The 19877-nt window shown below is 72.1% G+C and carries 18 protein-coding genes and 2 pseudogenes; 15 read left to right on the top strand and 5 right to left on the bottom strand.

Annotated features, from left to right (window positions below; translation table 11 throughout):
* The first annotated feature begins 5 nt into the window (after nucleotides 1-5).
* The 4 genes from ABZ079_RS25645 to ABZ079_RS25630 are packed head-to-tail and all read left to right on the top strand — an operon-like array spanning nucleotide 6 to nucleotide 3977.
* The gene (locus ABZ079_RS25645) at nucleotides 6-929 is read left to right on the top strand and encodes an ABC transporter permease (RefSeq protein ID WP_356941783.1); all 924 of its coding nucleotides are present in this window, start codon (nucleotides 6-8) and stop codon (nucleotides 927-929) included.
* On the top strand, nucleotides 922-1902 hold the full coding sequence (locus tag ABZ079_RS25640; RefSeq protein WP_356941782.1) for an ABC transporter permease: 981 nt from the start codon (nucleotides 922-924) through the stop codon (nucleotides 1900-1902). The genes ABZ079_RS25645 and ABZ079_RS25640 overlap by 8 nt, the downstream gene beginning before the upstream one ends.
* Nucleotides 1903-1909: 7 nt before the next feature.
* The gene (locus ABZ079_RS25635; RefSeq protein WP_356941781.1) at nucleotides 1910-2893 is read left to right on the top strand and encodes an ABC transporter ATP-binding protein; all 984 of its coding nucleotides are present in this window, start codon (nucleotides 1910-1912) and stop codon (nucleotides 2891-2893) included.
* Complete coding sequence (locus tag ABZ079_RS25630) at nucleotides 2877-3977, top strand: dipeptide ABC transporter ATP-binding protein (protein WP_356941780.1); 1101 nt, start codon at nucleotides 2877-2879, stop codon at nucleotides 3975-3977. Before ABZ079_RS25635 ends, ABZ079_RS25630 begins: the two co-directional genes overlap by 17 nt.
* A 110-nt stretch (nucleotides 3978-4087) precedes the next feature.
* Here ABZ079_RS25630 and ABZ079_RS25625 read toward each other — a convergent pair whose 3' ends face one another.
* On the bottom strand, nucleotides 4088-6220 hold the full coding sequence (locus tag ABZ079_RS25625) for an alpha/beta fold hydrolase (protein WP_356941779.1): 2133 nt from the start codon (nucleotides 6218-6220) through the stop codon (nucleotides 4088-4090).
* A gap of 167 nt (nucleotides 6221-6387) precedes the next feature.
* Here ABZ079_RS25625 and ABZ079_RS25620 point away from each other — a divergent pair, with 167 nt between their 5' ends.
* A complete protein-coding gene (locus ABZ079_RS25620) occupies nucleotides 6388-6582 on the top strand; it encodes a hypothetical protein (RefSeq protein WP_190013027.1) in 195 nt (64 codons plus the stop codon).
* Nucleotides 6583-6845: 263 nt separating this feature from the next.
* On the opposite strand, the gene ABZ079_RS25615 is transcribed toward ABZ079_RS25620, so the two are convergent.
* Nucleotides 6846-7055 (bottom strand): DUF397 domain-containing protein, encoded by a 210-nt coding sequence (locus tag ABZ079_RS25615; RefSeq protein WP_356941778.1) that lies wholly within the window; start codon nucleotides 7053-7055, stop codon nucleotides 6846-6848.
* Nucleotides 7052-7936 (bottom strand): helix-turn-helix transcriptional regulator, encoded by an 885-nt coding sequence (locus ABZ079_RS25610; protein ID WP_356941777.1) that lies wholly within the window; start codon nucleotides 7934-7936, stop codon nucleotides 7052-7054. The genes ABZ079_RS25615 and ABZ079_RS25610 overlap by 4 nt, the downstream gene beginning before the upstream one ends.
* A gap of 214 nt (nucleotides 7937-8150) precedes the next feature.
* Between ABZ079_RS25610 and ABZ079_RS25605 the strand changes: the two genes are divergently transcribed.
* The 10 genes and pseudogenes from ABZ079_RS25605 (at nucleotide 8151) to ABZ079_RS25560 (ending at nucleotide 17464) form a co-directional block, all read left to right on the top strand.
* Nucleotides 8151-8558 carry an ATP-binding protein gene (locus ABZ079_RS25605; RefSeq protein WP_356941877.1) on the top strand — a complete coding sequence of 136 codons (408 nt, stop codon included), beginning with the start codon at nucleotides 8151-8153 and terminating at the stop codon, nucleotides 8556-8558.
* 227 nt (nucleotides 8559-8785) lie between these two features.
* Nucleotides 8786-9718: a helix-turn-helix domain-containing protein gene (locus ABZ079_RS25600; RefSeq protein WP_356941776.1), complete on the top strand. Its 933-nt coding sequence runs from the start codon at nucleotides 8786-8788 to the stop codon at nucleotides 9716-9718.
* 52 nt (nucleotides 9719-9770) lie between these two features.
* A pseudogene (locus ABZ079_RS25595) lies at nucleotides 9771-9881 on the top strand (Uma2 family endonuclease); the annotation flags it as partial.
* Nucleotides 9882-10019: 138 nt separating this feature from the next.
* Nucleotides 10020-10880, top strand: coding sequence for an N-acetyl-1-D-myo-inositol-2-amino-2-deoxy-alpha-D-glucopyranoside deacetylase (gene mshB / locus ABZ079_RS25590; protein WP_356941775.1), 861 nt, complete (start codon nucleotides 10020-10022; stop codon nucleotides 10878-10880).
* On the top strand, nucleotides 10877-11293 hold the full coding sequence (locus tag ABZ079_RS25585; protein ID WP_356941774.1) for a DUF6113 family protein: 417 nt from the start codon (nucleotides 10877-10879) through the stop codon (nucleotides 11291-11293). The genes mshB and ABZ079_RS25585 overlap by 4 nt, the downstream gene beginning before the upstream one ends.
* Nucleotides 11294-11492: 199 nt before the next feature.
* A complete protein-coding gene (locus tag ABZ079_RS25580; protein WP_356941773.1) occupies nucleotides 11493-13853 on the top strand; it encodes a hypothetical protein in 2361 nt (786 codons plus the stop codon).
* Between the two features lie 144 nt (nucleotides 13854-13997).
* Nucleotides 13998-14927 (top strand): ABC transporter ATP-binding protein, encoded by a 930-nt coding sequence (locus ABZ079_RS25575; RefSeq protein ID WP_356941772.1) that lies wholly within the window; start codon nucleotides 13998-14000, stop codon nucleotides 14925-14927.
* Nucleotides 14924-15664: an ABC transporter permease gene (locus ABZ079_RS25570; RefSeq protein WP_356941771.1), complete on the top strand. Its 741-nt coding sequence runs from the start codon at nucleotides 14924-14926 to the stop codon at nucleotides 15662-15664. Before ABZ079_RS25575 ends, ABZ079_RS25570 begins: the two co-directional genes overlap by 4 nt.
* Before the next feature lie 5 nt (nucleotides 15665-15669).
* Complete coding sequence (locus ABZ079_RS25565) at nucleotides 15670-16839, top strand: histidine kinase (protein ID WP_356941876.1); 1170 nt, start codon at nucleotides 15670-15672, stop codon at nucleotides 16837-16839.
* 10 nt (nucleotides 16840-16849) lie between these two features.
* Nucleotides 16850-17464: a response regulator transcription factor gene (locus tag ABZ079_RS25560; protein WP_356941770.1), complete on the top strand. Its 615-nt coding sequence runs from the start codon at nucleotides 16850-16852 to the stop codon at nucleotides 17462-17464.
* Nucleotides 17465-17468: 4 nt separating this feature from the next.
* On the opposite strand, the gene ABZ079_RS25555 is transcribed toward ABZ079_RS25560, so the two are convergent.
* Complete coding sequence (locus ABZ079_RS25555; protein WP_356941769.1) at nucleotides 17469-18335, bottom strand: transglutaminase-like domain-containing protein; 867 nt, start codon at nucleotides 18333-18335, stop codon at nucleotides 17469-17471.
* 341 nt (nucleotides 18336-18676) lie between these two features.
* Nucleotides 18677-19786 (bottom strand): annotated as a pseudogene (locus tag ABZ079_RS25550) (GNAT family N-acetyltransferase); the annotation flags it as partial.
* Nucleotides 19787-19877: the final 91 nt, after the last annotated feature.

The following is a 19877-nucleotide window of genomic DNA, read 5'->3' as shown; positions in this document are numbered from 1 at the left end:
CCGCCATGGGACGCTATGTCGTCCGGCGACTGCTCCAGATGATCCCGGTGTTCGCCGGGGCGACCCTGCTGATCTTCCTCATGGTGAACGTGATGGGCGACCCCGTCGCGGGCCTGTGCGGCGAGCGCGCGTGCGACCCGGCGACGGCCGCTCAGCTGAAGAAGGACTTCGGCCTCGACAAGCCGCTGTGGCAGCAATACCTGACCTATATGGGGAACGTCTTCACCGGCGACTTCGGTACGGCGTTCAACGGCCAGCCGGTCACCGAGCTGATGTCGACGGCGTTCCCCGTCACCATCCGGCTGACCATCGTGGCCGTCCTCTTCGAGATCGTCATCGGCATCATGCTCGGAGTCGTCACGGGCCTGCGCCGCGGCCGGCCCGTCGACACCGCCGTCCTGTTGCTGACGCTGGTCGTGATCTCCCTCCCCACCTTCGTCACCGGTCTGCTGCTCCAGCTGCTGCTCGGCGTCGCGTGGGCCTGGGTCAGGCCCTCCGTCTCCCCGGACGCGGCCTTCGGCGAGCTGATCGTGCCCGGCCTGGTCCTCGCCTCCGTCTCGCTCGCCTACGTCACCCGGCTGACCCGTACCTCCATCGCGGAGAACAAGCGGTCCGACTACGTCCGCACGGCGATCGCCAAGGGCCTGCCCCGGCGCCGGGTCATCACCCGGCACCTGCTGCGCAACTCCCTGATCCCCGTGGTCACCTTCATCGGCACCGACATCGGCGCGCTGATGGGCGGCGCGATCGTCACCGAGCGGATCTTCAACATCCACGGCGTCGGCTACCAGCTCTACCAGGGCATCCTTCGGCAGAACACCCAGACGGTCGTGGGCTTCGTGACCGTGCTCGTGCTGGTCTTCCTGGTCGCCAACCTGCTCGTGGACCTGCTCTACGCCGTACTCGACCCGAGGATCCGCTATGCCTGAACAGCCGTACGAGCCCGAGCGCGCGATCGCCGGCACGGGCATGGGCGGCGCGATGGACCTGGGCGCGAGCGAGGCCGTCACCCTGGAGAAGACCCCTGGCGGTCCGCAGGGCACGGGTCCCGCCGGCAAGCCCCGCTCCCTGTGGTCCGACGCCTGGCGGGACCTGCGCCGCAATCCGGTCTTCCTCGTCTCCGCCCTGGTCATCCTCTTCCTGGTCTTCGTCTCCCTGTGGCCCTCGGCGCTCGCCTCCGGCAGTCCCCTGGAGTGCGACCTGTCCAAGGCCCAGGACGGCCCGGGACCGGGCGCTCCCTTCGGCTACGACGGCCAGGGCTGCAACGTCTACACGCGCACCGTCTACGGCGCCCGTACCTCCGTCATGGTCGGCGTGCTGGCCACGCTCGGCGTCGCGGTCTTCGGGTCGGTCCTCGGCGGACTCGCGGGCTACTTCGGCGGGACAGGGGACTCGGTCCTCTCCCGCGTCACCGACATCTTCTTCGCCATCCCTGTCGTCCTCGGCGGTCTCGTCCTGCTCTCCGTGGTGACCAGCAACACGGTCTGGCCGGTCATCGGGTTCATGGTGCTGCTCGGCTGGCCGCAGATCTCCCGCATCGCACGCGGCTCGGTCATCACCGCCAAGCACAACGACTACGTCCAGGCGGCCCGCGCCCTCGGCGCCTCCGACTCCCGCATCCTGCTCAGGCACATCGCCCCGAACGCCGTGGCGCCCGTGATCGTCGTCGCGACCATCGCACTCGGCACCTACATCGCCCTGGAGGCGACCCTGTCCTACCTCGGCGTCGGCCTCAAACCGCCCAGCGTCTCCTGGGGTATCGACATCTCCGCCGCATCCCCCTACATCCGCAACGCCCCGCACGCCCTGCTGTGGCCCTCGGGGGCGCTGGCGATCACGGTGCTGGCCTTCATCATGCTCGGCGACGCGGTGCGCGACGCCCTCGACCCGAAGCTGAGGTGACGGTGCCGTGCTGCTCGAAGTGCGTGATCTGCACGTGGAGTTCCACACCCGGGACGGGGTCGCCCGAGCCGTCAACGGGGTGAGCTACGCGGTCGACGCGGGGGAGACGCTGGCGGTGCTCGGCGAGTCCGGATCGGGAAAGTCGGTGACCGCCCAGACGGTGATGGGGATTCTGGACATGCCGCCCGGGCGGATCACCGGGGGGCAGATCCTCTTCCAGGGGCAGGACCTGCTCACGCTGAAGGAGGAGGGGCGGCGGAAGATCCGGGGCGCCGGGATGGCGATGATCTTCCAGGACGCGCTGTCGGCCCTCAACCCCGTGCTCTGCGTGGGGGATCAGCTCGGCGAGATGTTCGTCGTGCACCGGGGCATGTCGAGGAAGGACGCGCGGGCCAGGGCGGTGGAGCTGATGGACCGGGTGCGCATCCCGGCGGCCGCGCAGCGGGTGCGGGACTATCCGCACCAGTTCTCCGGCGGTATGCGCCAGCGCATCATGATCGCCATGGCGCTGGCGCTGGAGCCGGCGCTCATCATCGCCGACGAGCCCACCACCGCCCTGGACGTCACCGTGCAGGCCCAGGTCATGGACCTGCTCGCGGAGTTGCAGCGCGAGTACCGCATGGGGCTGATCCTGATCACCCATGACCTGGGTGTCGTCGCGGACGTCGCCGACCGGATCGCGGTGATGTACGGGGGGAGGATCGTCGAGTCCGCGCCCGTGCACGACATCTACAAGGCGCCGGCCCACCCCTACACCCGCGGTCTGCTGGACTCCATCCCGCGTCTGGACCAGAAGGGGCAGGAGCTGTACGCCATCAAGGGCCTCCCGCCGAACCTGACGCACCTCCCGCCGGGCTGCTCCTTCCACCCGCGCTGCCCGATGGCCCGGGACGTCTGCCGCACCGACGAACCTCCGCTGTACGAGGTGCCCGGGGAGCGGGGCAGCGCCTGCCACTTCTGGAGGGAGTGCCTGCATGGCCACGACCACTGAGCCGATCCTGGAGGTCAGCGGCCTCGTCAAGCACTACCCGCTGACGCGGGGCATCCTGTTCAAGAGACAGGTCGGCGCGGTGAAGGCGGTCGACGGTGTCGACTTCACGCTCGGCAAGGGCGAAACCCTGGGGATCGTCGGCGAGTCGGGCTGCGGCAAGTCGACGGTCGCCAAGTTGCTCTGCAACCTGGAGCGGCCGACCGCGGGGTCCATCAGGTTCAAGGGCGAGGACATCACCAAGCTGTCCGGCAGGGCCCTGAAGGCCGTCCGCCGGAACATCCAGATGGTCTTCCAGGACCCGTACACCTCTCTCAACCCGCGCATGACCGTGGGTGACATCGTGGGGGAGCCGTACGACATCCACCCCGACGTCGCGCCCAAGGGCGACCGGCGCCGCAGGGTGCGGGAGCTGCTGGACGTGGTCGGCCTCGACCCGGACTACATCAACCGCTATCCGCACCAGTTCTCCGGCGGCCAGCGCCAGCGCATCGGCATCGCACGCGGGTTGGCGCTGCGCCCGGAGATCATCGTCGCCGACGAGCCGGTGTCCGCCCTGGACGTCTCGGTCCAGGCCCAGGTGATCAATCTCCTGGACCGGCTCCAGGCGGAGTTCGACCTCTCCTACGTCTTCATCGCGCACGACCTGTCGATCGTCCGGCACATCTCGGACCGGGTGGGGGTGATGTACCTGGGCCGGATCGTGGAGATCGGGCGGGACGCCGAGATCTACGACCACCCCACGCACCCCTACACCCAGGCGCTGCTGTCGGCCGTCCCGGTCCCCGACCCGGCGGCCCGCGAACACCGCGAGCGGATCATCCTCACCGGCGACGTGCCGTCCCCGGCGGACATCCCCTCCGGCTGCCGCTTCCGCACCCGCTGCTGGAAGGCCCGGGAGCGCTGCGCCCTGGAGGTCCCGGCCCTGGCGGTCCCCGCCGGCTTCCGCCTCACGTCCGGGCCGGCGGCCCACGACTCGGCGTGCCACTTCGCGGAGGAGACCATGCCGGCCGGGCGCTCCGCGCCGGGGGCGGTGCCACCCAAGGAGCCGGAGGAGTCCCGAGGGAACGGCAACGGGCCGGGGTGACATGGCGCACCCCGGCCCGTTCACGGCACCCGCACGGCCGTACGCTGTTCAGCCTCCCGCGTCCGTATATCGGTACCGCTTCCGTGAAGTTGCCTGCGTGTTAACGCAGTTCACTCGGATTTGCCCCGTTGTGCCAGCGAACGCTTGAGGAAGTCCACCTGGAGCAGCAGCAGGTTCTCGGCGACCGTCTCCTGCGGGGTCATGTGGGTCACCCCGGACAGCGGCAGGACCTCGTGCGGGCGGCCCGCGGCCAGCAGGGCGGAGGACAACCGCAGGGAGTGGGCGACGACCACGTTGTCGTCCGCCAGGCCATGGATGATCATCATCGGGCGGTGCGGCTCGGCCGGATCGACCAGACCCTCGTCGTCGATCAGCGAGTTGCGGCGGTAGACCTCCGGCTGCTCGTCCGGATGGCCCAGGTAGCGCTCCTCATAGTGGGTGTCGTACAGCCGCAGGTCGGTGACGGGCGCACCGACCACCGCCGCGTGGAAGACGTCCGGGCGGCGCAGCGCCGCCAGCGCCGCCAGATAACCGCCGAAGGACCAGCCCCGGATGGCCACCCGGTCCAGATCCAGCGGGAACCGGTCGGCAAGGGCGTGCAGCGCGTCGACCTGGTCCTGGAGGCTGATGGCCGCCACGTCGTCCCGGATCGCCTTCTCCCAGGCCGGCGAGCGGCCCGGAGTGCCCCGGCCGTCGGCGACGATCACCGCGAACCCCTGGTCCGCGAACCACTGCGAGGTCAGATGGGCGTTGTGCGCGGCGACGACCCGCTGGCCGTGCGGACCGCCGTAGGGGTCCATGAGAACCGGCAGGGGAGTGTCACCGTGGTAGTCCCGTGGCATAAGCACGGCGCACGGGATTCGGCGTGCGCCCCCCTCGACGAGGGTCACCCGAGGGGACATACCGGGATCTTCGGCGAACGACCGGACAGTGGTCGTCGGTTTTCCGTCACGCAGCACCTGGACACGGGAGCCCGGCCTGTCCAGGGCCGCGGACACGAGCACGGTCACGCCCCCGGCCCGTACCGCCGAGTGCACGCCGGGCTCCCGCGACACCCGCTCCACGCCCAGCTCGTTCACGCGGTACACATGGACTTCGCCGATCTCCGGCGTCTCCGCCTCCGCGCCCGCCGAGGCGGAAACCAGTACGTCGTCCGCACCCACGTCCAGGACCGCACGGATGTGCAATTGAGCCCTGGTCAAGGGTCGCTCCCCGACCGCCAGGACTCGCGCCCCGCCCTCGTCCGCGATCCGGACAAGCTGACCGGAAGGGCTCCAGCATGGCACCCCAGGGAAAAGTTCAAGCCATGTTGGATCTTCATCGGCGTGCACCATCCGCGTCGCCCCCGTATCCGGGTCCACCGCCAGGAACAGCTGGCTGCGCTGGTCCCGCGCCTGCACCAGCAGCAGCGGTGCACCCGCCTCTGACCAGTGCGCATGGGCCAGATACGGATAGCGGGCCCGGTCCCACGCGACCTCCGTGCGCTCCCCGCCGAGGCCGAGCACGAACAGCCGTACGTCCGCGTTCGGCGTGCCCGCCGCGGGGTACGCGACGTTGTTCGGCTCACTCCCGGGGTTGGCCGGATCCGCGATCCACCACCGCCGCACCGGCGTGTCGTCCACGCGCGCCACGAGCAGCCGGCCGGAGTCCGGAGCCCACCAGAACCCCCGCGAACGCCCCATCTCCTCGGCCGCGATGAACTCCGCCAGACCGTAGGTCACGTTCTCGGACTCCGGTTCCGCGAGCGCCCGGTCGTCCCCACCCTCGGCGCCCACCACCCGCAGCCCGCCCCGCGCGACATACGCGACGTGCCGGCCGTCGGGGGCGGGGCGCGGGTCGAGCACCGGTCCCGGGACGCGGAGTTCGCGCGCCGTACCGGCCCGCAGCTCGGCCGTGAAAAGCCGCCCCGACAAGGCGAAAGACGCCAACTCCACGGAGGCGTCGGTGGCGTAGCCGACGATGCCGGCACCGCCCTCCCGGCTGCGCTCCCGGCGCGCCCGCTCCTGCGCCGAGAGCTGCTCGGTGGCGCCTTCGAGGAGGGCGCCCGGGTCGGCCGCCAGGCGCTCCCCACCGTCCGGTAGGTCCAGTACCCACAGGGAGTTGGCGCGGTCCGTGCCGGAGCCCGAGCGCAGGAACGCGACACGCGAACCGTCGGGTGCCACGGTGAACGCGCGCGGCGCGCCGAGCGTGAACCGCTGGGTCCGGGCGTGCCGACGGGGGAAGGAGTCAGCCTCAGTCGTCATACCCCGACCATATTGGCCATGCGCCCCCTTGTGCGGCCGTGCGCCGAGCGATGCGCGAGTACACATAGTTATGATCACTACCGCTGTGTGGGTAAGAACCTGCTGGCGTCTGCATGGAGTTGCTCTACACCGCCCCGCGTCCCTGGGATCTTTGGAGGTGAGCCGCCGTGGCACTCTCGATTTCGGCGGTGGTGCTGCTGGCGATCATCGTCTTCCTGCTGGTCAAGAAATCAGGACTGAAGGGCGGACATGCGGTCGTCTGCATCCTGCTCGGCTTCTATCTCGCCTCCTCGACCGTCGCGCCGACGATCAACGAGTTGACGACCAACGTCGCGAGCATGATCGGCAGCATCAAGTTCTGAGGGCGGCTGAGGCGACGGCGTCCGGACGGCCGGCGACTCGACTGGTCGCCGGCCGTCCTGTTCCGCCGCTTGCGGCTGCCTGACTCCGTAACCTGTGCCGTCCTGGACGAGCGAGGCTGGGGGGGCGGAGGGTGGACGAAGTGCCGCCCGAGGAGATCGTCCGCGACCTCCGGTCCGCCCTGAACGAGTTCACGGCCATCGTCCGCTCCCTGAAGCGGCGACGTGGACGTACCGGAGGTCGAGGTCGAGTAGGAGCCGCTGGGTCAGCCCCTGGCCGAGTACGGCACGAAGTCGGCCCACGCGGCAGGGGTGAAGGCCAGCCGGGGCCCTTCGACGTTCTTCGAGTCGCGGACGTGGATGGTGCCGGGCTCGGTGGCGACCTCGACGCAGGAATCGCCCTCGCTGCTGCTGCTGTAGCTGCTCTTGAACCACGCCAGGTCGGAGGAGTCCCAGGACGAGGTCTTGCGGCTCATGTCTCCCCCAGCAGTTGCTCGATGAATGAGGCCGACTCACGCGGTGTGAGGGCCTGCGCCCGGATGATGCCATACCGGAGTTCCAGGATACGGAGCTGCCTGGGCTCGGAAACCGGTCGACCGTTGGCGACCGCCGGAGAGCGCCCCACCATCGAACCGTCCTCGAACTTCAGCACCTCGATGCCGCCCGCCAGGCCGGCGTGCTCCTCGCGATCCATCGGCATCACTTGCAGCTCGACGTTGCGCAGCTGTCCGACTTCCAACAGGTGTTCCAGTTGTTGACGCAGCCTTGTCTTCCCGCCCAACGGACGCCGAAGTGTCCACTCCTCCAGGACGAAGCTGAGCTCGGGGGCAGGGTCCCGTTCAAAGACGGCCTTGCGGGCCACACGCGCGGAGATGAACCGCTCCACCTCATCCGCTGAGAAGGCGGGGCGCCTCATGAGGAGCAGTCCGCGTGCGTAATCAGGCGTCTGCAACAGCCCGTGGATGTTCAAGGGATCGTAGAGCTGAAGCTCCACCGCCCGAGCCTCCATCTGCGCCAGATCCCGCACCTTCTTCGGGTACCGGACCTTCTTCACGTCCTCCTTCATCGCCGCGATCAGACCCCCGGCGCCCAGCACCTCGTCCGCCGTGTCCAGGTACTCGGGCCGGGGGATGCGCTTCCCGCTCTCGATCTTGTAGACGAGGTCCTCGCCGTACCCGACCGCCACCGCGAACTCGCCGGCCCGCATCCCCGCCGCCTCCCGGCGGAGCCTCAACTGCCGTCCCACCGTGGCCACCACGGCGAGCGCCCAGTCGTCGTCCGGGTCCACCTCCCAGCCCGGCTCGTCCGTCTGCTCCGTCCCGGTCCCGACCCGCACCGCCTCACCGTTCACCGACATGCGTGCCCCTCCGTTGCGCTGCTCCGTACCGTCACGTCGTGCGTGCGGGAGTCGTGCCGACAGTCCGGACAGCACCGGACAAGCATTGGACGATCACCGTACGCAACCTCGTGATCACTCTTCACGGTACGTCCGGTCGGCCACGCTGAGTGACGTGAATCAGGAATTCGCCGAGACCAGGACCCAACCCCCCGGCACGGTCCGCAACTTCAGCATGCTGCTGTCGTCCACCCCGCGCGGTGCCCGCCTCGCCCGTCTGCTCGCGGTGAACGCGCTGCGGAACTGGGGACTCCCCGACGAGAAGGCGAGTCACGTCGTCGCCGAACTGGCGGCCAACGCCGCCACCCACGGCCGCGTCCCCGGACGCAGCTTCCGCCTGACGCTCTATGCGGTCGGCGGCACCCTCCGCATCGAGGTCACCGACACACGCGGTGACCGGCGGCCCGTGCTCCGGGAGCCCGGAGCCGGCGCCGAGTCGGGCCGGGGGCTGCTCCTCGTGGACGCGCTCGCGGACCGCTGGGGAACCAGCGAAGGGCGCTTCCCACGCAAGACCGTCTGGGCGGAGATCGGCCTCATGCCACCGGAACCCGATCCCGCGCGCTCCGGTGCGGTCGGCGACTGAAAGAGAAAGAACTCCGGGAGAAAGAACCCCCGCCAAGCCCCACCCCTCCCGCCCGTGGTCGCAGTCACTCGGGCGGGTGAATGTCCCCGGACCGGCTGGATTTCGCGGCCGCTGAGGCCCGACGCTCAGCGCAACGCACCACCACAACCGCAGACATGAGACGGCCCCCGCCGGGACGGCAATCCCAGTGCGAGGGCCTGACCACCGAGGAAGTAGAGGCCTTCCCGATGGGTACCCAAAACCCTAGCGTGCCCCCGCACGCCCAGGCCCGCGTTGCGGGCAACAAGCACCCGAACCAGCGGCCCGGCGAGGCCCACCGCACCGGCGGGCTCCTGCACGACAACACCCGCCACACCACCCGCTTCACGGTGGTCGGCAACCACCTGGCCCAGCACACGGAGCTGTCGCTCCTCGCCATCGGGCTCGGCGTGCACCTCCAGTCGCTGCCGAAGGGCGCCCCGGCCGACATCAAGACCCTCGCCGCCCGGTTCCCCGAGGGAGCCATCCGGATCGCAGCCGCCCTGCGCGAGCTGGAGGCCCACGGCTACCTGCGCCGCGAACGCCACCGCACGCCCACCGGCCGCATCGTCACCCGCACGATCTCCTGCAACCAGCCGGCCGCGGCCCTTCGCCACACCGAGGTCCCCGGCCGCCCGCGGACCCGGGCGGCGGAGGCGCCGCAGAGGCAGAAGACGTGTGAGGAGGGCACGCCGTGCAGGACGCGCGAGAAGCCGGCCCCCCGTAAACCGCTCCCCGCCGTGCCGAGCCCCGCGTGCGCCGCCCCAGCGCTACTGGAGGCCGCCGCCGGCCTGCTCGCAGACCTCCACCGCCACGACCCCCGGCTGCTCCTCTCCGCCCGCGACACGGCCTACCTGGCCCCTGGTGTCGCCGCCTGGCTGGAGCGGGACGTCGCCCCCGCCGCCGTACGCCGCGCCCTGACCGCCGACCTGCCGCCCGAGGGCGTTCGCCGCCCCGCGGCGCTCCTGGCGCACCGGCTGGCCGCCCAACTGCCGCCTCCGCCGCCGTTCCGGGCGTCGGCCGCCCCGCAGCCGCCCCGGTCCCCGATGCGGAACTGCGACGGCTGCGACCGCGCCATCCGCTCACCCGACCCCGCGGCCCGCTGCCGCGACTGCCGAACCGAACTAGAGGAGGCCGCCTAGCATGAACGTGACGATCCTTGCCCCTGGGCACAGACGACGAGGAGCGAGCGCCATGACCATCGCACCCGACGACGCGCAGCAGGGCGCCTCCCACGTCTACCGGGCCATGCGCGACTTCGTGCAGTCCATGGACGACGCACTGCCTGGCAAGTGCGAGATCACCAGTTCGAGGCCTTCATGGGAATTTGTCGTACGCCCGGCGCGTGGTCAGGGCGGGCGGAATACTCACGCCCTTGCGGTCTCCGCGAGGGGTGACCGACCGGGTTCGGCGAACCGCCCGGCCGCCTCATAGGCTGACCCCATGACGGAACTGCCAGCCCGGCGTCTGCTGCTGGTGCACGCGCACCCGGACGACGAGTCGATCAACAACGGCGCGACCATGGCCAGGTACGCCGCCGAGGGTGTCCATGTGACCCTGGTCACCTGCACCCTGGGGGAGCGGGGCGAGGTCATCCCGCCGGAGCTGCGGCATCTGACGGGCCCGGCGCTGGGCGCACACCGGCGCGGTGAGCTGGCCGCCGCCGTGCGCGTGCTGGGCGTGAGCGACGCCCGGCTGCTCGGCGGGGCGGGCCGGTACGGCGACTCCGGAATGATGGGCATCCCCGACAACGACGACCCCGGCTGCTTCTGGCAGGCCGACGTGGACGAGGCCGCCGGCCACCTCGCCGAGGTGATCCTGGAGGTCCGTCCCCAGGTCCTCGTCACCTACGACGACAACGGCGGCTACGGCCACCCGGACCACATCCAGGCCCATCGCGTCGCCATGCGCGCCGTCGACCTCGCGGCCGAGCGGGGCCACCGGATCGCCAAGGTCTACTGGAACCGCGTCCCGCGCTCCGCCGCCGAGGCCGCCTTCGCCCGTCTTCAGGACGAGCTGCCCGTACTGCCGTTCCAGAAGAGTGCGGCCGTGGACGACGTACCGGGCGTCGTGGACGACGAGCGGATCACCGCCACGATCGACGGCGGCGCGCACGCCGCCGCCAAGGCCGCCGCGATGCGCGCCCACGCCACCCAGATCGAGGTCGCCGAGCCGTACTTCGCGCTCTCCAACGAACTCGCCCAGCCGCTGTTCACCACCGAGTACTACGAGTTGGTGCGCGGGCCGGGACAGCCCGGGGAGACCGACCTGTTCGCCGGCCTCGGCGCCGGGGAGGCGTCATGAGCAACGGCGGACAGGGTCCGCTGCTCGCGCAGCCGCTGCAGCGCCCCTCGGCCGGACGGGTGGCCGCTTATGCGGGCCTCTTCCTGCTCGGCGCGGTCGCAGCACTCGCCGGGGCCCTCGTACAGGCCGCCTGGTTCCCCGGCGGGCTGCTGCTCGCCCTCGCGGGTGCGGCCGGGCTGTTCCTCGGCGGGGCGTACGCCACCGGCGGCCGGGGCGGGGCGGTGGCGCCGGCGGCCGGCTGGATCGTCGCCGTCATCCTGCTCACCACCTCACGTCCCGAAGGCGACTTCCTCTTCGGTGCCGGAGGGGGCTCCTATCTCTTCCTGCTCGGTGGCATGGCCCTCGCTGTGATCTGCGCCACCCTTGGCGCCGGGCGGCAACCCCGCGGCGGCTCCGCCCGACTTGGCAAGTGACGTACTACTTCGCCGTGTGGCGCACGTGCGAGTCCGGTGTGGGTTTCCTCAGCGGTCGCTGGGATAAGCGCCAGAAGTGGCCAGTATGGTGGTGCGCGCCGCCGAGCCTCCCCCAAGCGCTCGACTTCGCTCGTGCAGGGGGGAACCCCACTCGCAGTGAGGTCGTGACGGGCGGCGGAGCCAACTGGGAGAACCTGCCTTGAGTCGTGAAACTGACACTCCGTCCTCCGGGCCCAACGGGCGCGGCGGAGCCGCATACCCCTCCGGCACGCCGCCGTACGGGACCCCCATGGCTTCCGACGACGGTACCGGCGCGGGCCGTTCGGGCACGCAGCCGGAGGAGAAGAAGACCGAGACCACGCTGACGACCCGGATCCGGATCAACATCCCCGGATCGCGGCCCATCCCGCCGGTCGTCGTGCGCAAGCCCGTCGGGGACGCCGACGGCGCCGGGGACGAGGCGCCCCCCGCCGACCCGCGGCCCGCGCCCGACCGGGCGGCCACCGGTGCCGCCGAGACCCCCGCCGACGCCGCGGCCCAGGCCGACGAGAAGACCAGCGACTGGTTCGCGCCCCGCAAGTCCGGCGCCGGCAAGGGCGGTCCGGGCGGCGGCGGCACGAACGGGGCGGGAATCCCCGGCGCTTCCGCCTCCGGGGCGCCGGGCGCCCGCACAGGTGGACCGGGAGCGTCCCACGCGGCCGGTACCACCAGTGCACGCTCCGGCGCCGGCCGTCCCGGCGGTGTGGTCGGCTCCATGAGCGCGCCGGGCGCCTCCCGGGCCGGCGCCACGAACGGCAAGGGCCTGCCGGGCGCCACCGGCGGCCCTGTCGCCCCGGGCCACGGTGGCGGTACCGGCTCCTTCGACGTGACCGAGGCACTGGCCGCCGGCCCCCGCGGCGGCTCCCGCCCCGGCGCGAGCGGCGGCGGCGAGCCGCGACGCGACGATCTGCCGTACTTCGCCGAGAACGGCGGCGGCCAGGACGGCCTCGGCGGCGCGGGCGCCGGCGGTGCGAACGGGCGCGGTGGACCCGGCGGTCCCAGCGGTTTCAACGGGCCCGGCGGCCACGGCGGCCCCGGCGGCCCGCAGGGCCCGGCCGGCCCCACCAGCGGCCCGGTCACCGGCGACGGCACCCTCGTCCCGCCGGCCGGCGGGCTCGGTCCGGACGCCGGCGAACCCTTCGACGGCCCCGGCGGTCCGGCCGGCTCGCTCGGCACAAGCGGCTATGGCGTCCCCGGCGGCCGGAGCGCCCCGCCCGCCCGCAGCGCCCTCGCCGACCTCGACGGTCCCGCCGGCCCCGGGGGACCCCGGGGACCCGGCGCGCCGGGGGCCAACCCCGGTGGCGGTCCCGCAGGGCGCGGTCCCGGGGGCGGACTCAGCGACGACACCGCGATCCTCACCCCGCAGAAGCCGGCCCCCGAACCGGGCACGCCCGGCTACCGCTCCCCGGCCGCCGACAACGTCTCCGGACACACGGTCACCAGCGGCATCCCGGTCGTCCCCGGTGCCGGCACCCCCCCGTTCGGCTCCGCCACGCGCCCCGACGGCCCGGTCCCGCACACGGCACCCAAGCCCGAGCCGGCCGCCGCGCCCAAGGCGGCGGCCAAGCCGAAGAAGAAGGGCCGCAGCAAGCTGGTGCTGCTCGCCGTCGGCGTGGTCGTCGTCGCGGGCGGTGCCTACGGCGCCGGACTGCTGATGAACCGCACCGATGTGCCCAACGGCACCACGGTGCTCGGTGTCGACATCGGCGGCGGCACCCGCGACGACGCCGTCAAGAAGCTCGACGACGCGTTCGGCGGCCGGGTGAACAAGCCGCTGAGGCTGGCCGTGGGCGGCAAGACCGTCACCCTCACGCCGAAGAACGCGGGGCTGCAGTTCGACTTCCAGGCCACGGCGAGCCAGGCCGCGAAGAGCGACTACAACCCGGTCCACGTCGTCGGTTCCCTCTTCGGGCAGAAGCGCGTGGTCGAGCCGGTCATGCCGGTGGACGAGGAGAAGCTGCAGGCCGCCCTCCAGCAGGCCGGCGGCGGCTCCGGCTCGGTCACGGACGGCACCATCAGGTTCGAGGCGGGCAAGGCCGTGCCCGTCTACGGCAAGGCGGGCAAGGCCATCGACGCGGGCCGGTCGACCCAGGCGGTCGAACAGGCTTACCGCACACTGGTGGAGACGGACGCGGCGACGCCGGTCACCGTCCCGACGACCACCAAGCAGCCGACGGTCTCGAACGCCGAGGTCGACCGGGAGATGAAGGCCTTCGCCGAGCCGGCCATGTCGGACAAGGTGACGGTACAGACCGACCCGGCGCACTCCATCCCGATGAGCCCGCAGAAGTCGCTGTGGAAGTTCCTCAGGGTGAAGGCGACGGCCGACGGCAAACTGACCGACTCCCCGGACCTGAACGCCCTGGAGCAGCTCTACGGCCAGGCCTTCGACGGTGTGCTGATCACCCGCGCCAACGGCAAGAAGACGCCCGTCACGCCCCAGGACGTCTATGTCGCCCTGCGCCAGGCGTTGATGAGCAAGACCAACCGGGTCGCGGTCATCGACACGAACCCGTCCTAGCGGCGAGCGTCGCGAAAGGGGCGTCCGGCACCTGCCCGGGCGCCCCTTCCGGGCATGTCACCCGATCCGCATGACATCTGTCATCCGGCAGTCAGGACCGCCGACACTGCCGGGTCCGGGGCCCTTCCGGCCAGCATGGACGCCATGACAACGACAGCGGTGCCGGCCACCACCACCCCGGTGGCCGGGTTCGACCAGGTGACCAAGACATACGGCGGCACCCGGGCCGTCGACGGGCTCTCGCTCCGGCTGCACCCCGGCGAGACCGTCGCCCTCCTCGGCCCGAACGGGGCCGGCAAGTCCACCACCCTCGACCTGCTCCTCGGGCTCAAGCAGCCCGACAGCGGCACCGTGAGCGTGTTCGGCACCAGCCCGCGCGAGGCGATCGTCGCCGGCCGGGTCGGGGCCATGCTGCAGAGCGGCGGCCTGATGGACGAGGTCACCGTCGCCGAACTGGTGAAGCTGGCCTGCTCGCTGCACCCGAGGCCGTACCAGGCCACCGACGTGCTGGCCCGCGCGGGCATCACGCAGATCGCCGACCGCAAGGTCAACAAGCTCTCCGGCGGTCAGGCCCAGCGCGTCCGCTTCGCCCTCGCCACCGCCGGCGACAGCGACCTGATCATCCTGGACGAGCCCACCACCGGCATGGACGTCTCCGCCCGCCAGGCCTTCTGGGCCACCATGCGCGAGCAGGCCGACCAGGGCCGTACGGTCCTCTTCGCCACCCACTACCTCGAAGAGGCCGACGCCATCGCCGACCGGGTCCTGGTGCTCCACCGCGGGCGGCTGCTCGCCGACGGCACGGCCGCCGAGATCAAGGCCAGGGCGGGGGCGCGCAGGGTCTCCTTCGACCTGGAGGGCGTCATCGACGAGGCCGCCCTGCGCGCGCTGCCCCACCTCACGTCGATCGACGTGTCGGGCCAGACCGTCCGCATCCAGTCCGCCGACGCCGACGCGACCGTCCACGCCCTGTACGGCCTCGGCGTCCACCCACGCAACCTCGAAGTCGCCGGCCTCGGCCTGGAGCAGGCCTTCGTCGCACTCACGGAGGCCGAGGAGGCCAAGCAGTCATGAACTCACTGATCAGGCTCGAACTCGCGCGCGCCCTGCGCAACAAGAAGTTCCTGTTCTTCTCGGTGCTCTACCCCTCGATCATCTACCTGATCTTCGCCAGCAGCGCCGGCACGCACGAGAGGGTCGACGGCAGCGGCCAGACCGTCGCCACCTATCTGATGGTCTCCATGGCCTCCTTCGGCGCCCTGACCGCGGTGCTGATGGGCAACAGCGAGCGCATCGCCAAGGAGCGGGAGAGCGGTTGGGTACGGCAGCTGCGGCTGACCCCGCTGCCCGGGCGCGGCTACGTCCTCGCCAAGACCGCCGGCGCCGCCGTGGTGAGCCTGCCGTCCATCGTCGTCGTGTTCCTCGTCGCCGCCGCCGTGAAGCACGTACGCCTCGACGCCTGGCAGTGGCTCGCCCTCACCGGTGTCATCTGGGCCGGCAGCCTCGTCTTCGCCGCGCTCGGCGTCGCCATCGGGTACGTCGCCTCCGGGGACGCGGTCCGCCCGATCACGATGATCGTCTACTTCGGCCTGTCGATCCTCGGCGGTCTGTGGATGCCGTCCACGACCTTCCCGCAGATCCTGCAGGACATCGCCGAGTGGCTGCCCACCCACGCGTACGCTGCCCTGGGACGGGCGATCGAGCAGAACCAGGCCCCGCACGCGACGGACATCGCCGTCCTCGCCGTCTACTTCGTCGTCTTCGCGGGTGGCGCGGCCTGGCTGTACCGGAAGGACACGCTGAAGGCGTGAGCGCGATGACGGAAGACCGGCAAGCGGGAACCACGAAGCACGCCCCCGTGGGCTGGCCGCCCCGCAACCGGCGCGAGCTGCTGGTCAAGACGTTGTGGATCGGGGTGTGGCTGGTCTTCCTCAGCTCACCGGTCGACGATCTGCTCCACGGCGACCACACCACCGGCGCCACCGTGGCCGGCTCACTCGGCCTCACCGCGTTCGTGGGGGTCTACCTGACGCTGGTCTTCCGCAACATCGGCCGCCCGTTCTCGCCAGTCGTCGTGCTCACTCTGGGCGGGATCCTCGGCGTCCTCGCCCTCGTGCTGGCGGTCACCCTCGGCAGCGCCTGGCTGGGCCTCTTCGTCTACCTGTCGGTCGCCTGGGGGGCCACCCTGCCGCTGTGGGCGGCCTACTGGGCCATCCCGGCCTCCGCGGTGGTGATGTACCTGATCGGCCTGCGCTCCGACGAGGAGGAGGCGCAAGGCCTGTTCCTGCTGGTTCTGCTCATCGGGTTCGCGATGACCGGCGTCAGCCAACTCGTCCGTACCACCGTCGAGCTGCGCAAGGCCCGGGCCACCGTCGCCCAGCTCGCCGCCAACGAGGAACGCCTGCGCCTCGCCCGCGACCTGCACGACCTGCTCGGCCACTCCCTCTCCCTGATCACGCTGAAGAGCGAGCTGGCCGGCCGTATGCTGCCCGACCACCCCGACAAGGCGGCCCAGCAGGTCGCCGACATCGAACGGGTCAGCCGGCAGGCGCTGGTGGACGTCCGGGAGGCCGTCACCGGCTACCGGCGCCCCCGGCTCGCCGCCGAACTCGCCGGCAGCCAGGTCGCCCTGACCGCCGCCGGTGTCGTCGGCGAGGCGCCCGCCGAACCCGACCTCACCGGTGTCCCCGAGGAGGCCGAGTCCGCGCTCGCCTGGGCGCTGCGCGAGGCGGTCACCAACGTGGTCCGGCACAGCGGCGCCGACCGCTGCCTCGTCCAGCTCACGCACCGCCAGACCCTGGACGGGCCGGTCCTCGAACTCGCCGTCGAGGACAACGGCTCCGGCGGCTCCGGGAAGGGCCCCGGCAACGGCCTGACCGGCCTGACGGAGCGTCTGGAGAAGGCCGGCGGAACCCTGGAGGCGGGCCGGGTCAAGCACGGGTTCCGGCTGGTCGCCCGCGTGCCCACGGCCCCTCGGGGGACATAGGATCCGGGGCATGACGAGCACGATCAAGGTCCTGCTGGCCGAGGACCAGTCGATGGTCCGCGAGGCGCTGGCCGCGCTGCTGGGCCTGGAGGACGACATCGAGGTCGTCGCCCAGGTGGCGCGCGGGGACGAAGTGCTGGCGGCCGTCGGCGCGCACGGCGTGGACGTGGCACTGCTCGACATCGAGATGCCGGGGTGCACCGGCATCGAGGCGGCCGCCCAGGTGCACCGGGAGCACCCGCGGGTCAAGCTCGTCGTCCTCACCACCTTCGGCCGGCCCGGCTATCTGCGCAGCGCCATGGAGGCGGGCGCCGACGCCTTCCTCGTCAAGGACGCCCCGGCCGCCCAACTCGCCGCGGCCATCCGCAAGGTGCTGGCCGGCGAGCACGTCATCGACCCGACGCTCGCGGCCGCCGCGCTCGCCGAGGGCGCCAACCCGCTGACCGAGCGCGAACGCGAGGTGCTCCGCGCGGCGGCCGACGGCGCCACCAACGCCGAACTGGCCACAGCGCTCCACCTCTCCCAGGGCACGGTCCGCAACTACCTCTCCACGGCCATCCAGAAGCTGGCGGTACGCAACCGGGCGGAGGCGGTGCGGACGGCCAGGGAGAAGGGGTGGCTGTGAAGGCTCAGTTGAGCATCGACCGCGCGGTATGGGCCTGTTGACGTACCTTGCGGGCGGCCGGTTCGTCGACGACCTCGATCAGGTCGGCGTAGGCGTCCAGTTCCTCGGCGCCCGCGACGAACTCACCCCGTTGCACGAGGAGTTGCCCGTGCTCATACCGCAGCCGGGCCGGATGCGAGGGAACCAGCAGCGCCAACTCCACGGCACGTAGGGCGATATCGGACCTCTCGGGCCGGGCGGCGGCCCACGCGCGGATGTTGTTCAGGATGCGCTGTACGACCTCCAGCGGTGGCGCGGGTTCCAGCATCGAGGCATCCAGCGGGGCCCCCGTGGCGCCCACCACGAGCAACTCGGCGTCGGGGCCGGTCAGCACGCGTCCTCCGTCGAACGCATCGGCCAGCACCTGCTCCTCCGGCCCGCCGAACCCGACCACGAAGTGCCCCGGCAGCGCGACCCCGTACACCGGAGCCCCCGCCCTGCGCGCGACCTCCAGCCACACCACCGACAGCAGGATCGGCAGCCCGCGCCGCCGCCGCAGCACCTCGTGCAGCAGCGAGGACTCCAGCCGCTGGTAGTCGGCCGGGGTCCCGTGGAACTCGTACCGCGCGCCGAGCAGCCGCCGTACGGCGTCGGCCCAGGCCTGCGGCCCGCCGGGGCGGTACGGCAGCTCGCCCGCCAGCCGGTCCAGCTCGAGCTGGGCGGCGTCGATGCCGGCCTCGTCCAGCGAGCCGTCCGCCAGCGCGCCGATCAGCAGGCACAGCGCCGACAGGTCCGGCCGCTCGGAGCGGGCTTCCTCGGCGAACCGCTGCCGCAGCTCGGCGGACCGCTCCGGTGGGGGCGGGTACGGGGGCGGCAGATACGGGTGACCCATGACTGGCTCTTGCCCTTCCACAACGCTTCCTACGACCGTCCGGCGCCGGACCACCCCGGCACCCGCTGCCGCCCCCCGGCCGCCCCCCGGTCCGCACCGGCCACCCCCGCCGCCAGGCCCTGCCCACCGGCCTCGGCGACCGCCCCGCCCCGGCGGCCGGACGCCCGCCGCTTGGTCCCGGCTGCCTGAGGCACGCGCCGCCCCGCCCGGTCACCGGGTGCGCCGGCCGCCCCGGGACGGCCGTGGGACGCGTCCGCCGCGCGCTCCCGCTCACCGGATGCGTCCGCCGTCTGTTCCTGCTCGCCGGGTTCCGATGACGGCGGGCGGTCGGCCGGATCGTTCGGTGCCCGGTAATGGTGGTACGCGTGGTGCGGAGTGAAGCCCAGGGCGGCGTAGAGCGCCCGTGCGCCCTCGTTGTCCGTCTCGACCTGCAGCCAGGCCGCCGACGCGCCCTCGTCCAGCGCGCGCCGGGCCAGCGCGGCCATCACCTCGGTGGCGAGCCCCCGCCGCCGCCGGTCGGGGGCCACCTCGACCGCCGCGAAGCCGGCCCACCGCCCGTCCACGACACACCGCCCGATCGCCACCGGAGGCTCACCCTCTTCCCCCGGGCTCCCGGCTTCGCCCGAGCGGGGGGTACCACCGCCGGGCACGGACGCGAACCACACCGACGGACCGCCGCCGAGCACCCGCAGGGCCACCTCGCTCATCCCCTTGCGCTGGTACCGCGCGAGCCACGCCTCGTCCGCCTCCCGGGACAGGACCACATCCGCGCCCTCCGCCCGGTCCGCGACCGGCGCCAGGGCACCGATCCACACCTCGGCGCTCACCTCCCGCACCCAGCCGCGCCGCTCCAGCTCCGCGCACAACAGCTCCTGCGTGCCCTCGGCTCCGGTGGCGGTCTGCACGTAGGCGGGCAGGCCACGCTCGCCGTACCAGCGTCGTACGGCCTCCAGGGCCGCGTCGAGCGGAAGGCCGGGATCACCGAGCGGCAGCACGCTGTTGGCCCGCCGTGTGAAGCCCGCCCGCCGCCCGGCCACCCCGGCGGGACGCTCTCCCAGCGCCGAAGGGCCGGGGGGATCCCCGTCGCGCGGGCCCACCTCGACCGCCGCCCGCAGCTCCCACTCCCCGAGGCGCTCGCTCTCCACGGGCCGCCACGCGCGCGAGGCGATACGGGCGAGTTCCGGGTAGCTCGCAGCGGGGCCCCTCCGGCGGGCCGGAGCGGCTGGCACGACCTTCCCCGCGACCAGCGACGATTCGCGGAACCGGACACTGCGGCCGTCCCGTCGTGTGATCATGAGCACGCCATCATCCCATGATGTGAGAACACCCACCGTGTCGGTGAACTTCTCCTGCGTCTCTCCGGGGTCGCTCAAGCACCGTACCGACACTCGTTTTCCCACGTCAGCAGGGGTGATACGGACTTCCAGAAGTCCTGCAGCCGAGATTTCCACTGGTCAGTTCGCCCCTCCTGTTCGGATCACGCTCCGGAACGGAGATACTAGGGGCGGGCATCGACGACGCCGCGCTCCCGCGCGCCAGGCG

The sequence above is a fragment of the Streptomyces sp. NPDC006314 genome (assembly GCF_040613075.1).
GTDB lineage: Bacteria > Actinomycetota > Actinomycetes > Streptomycetales > Streptomycetaceae > Streptomyces.
Note: the sequence above shows the minus strand (reverse complement) of the source record. Positions and strands in the feature narration are given on the sequence as shown.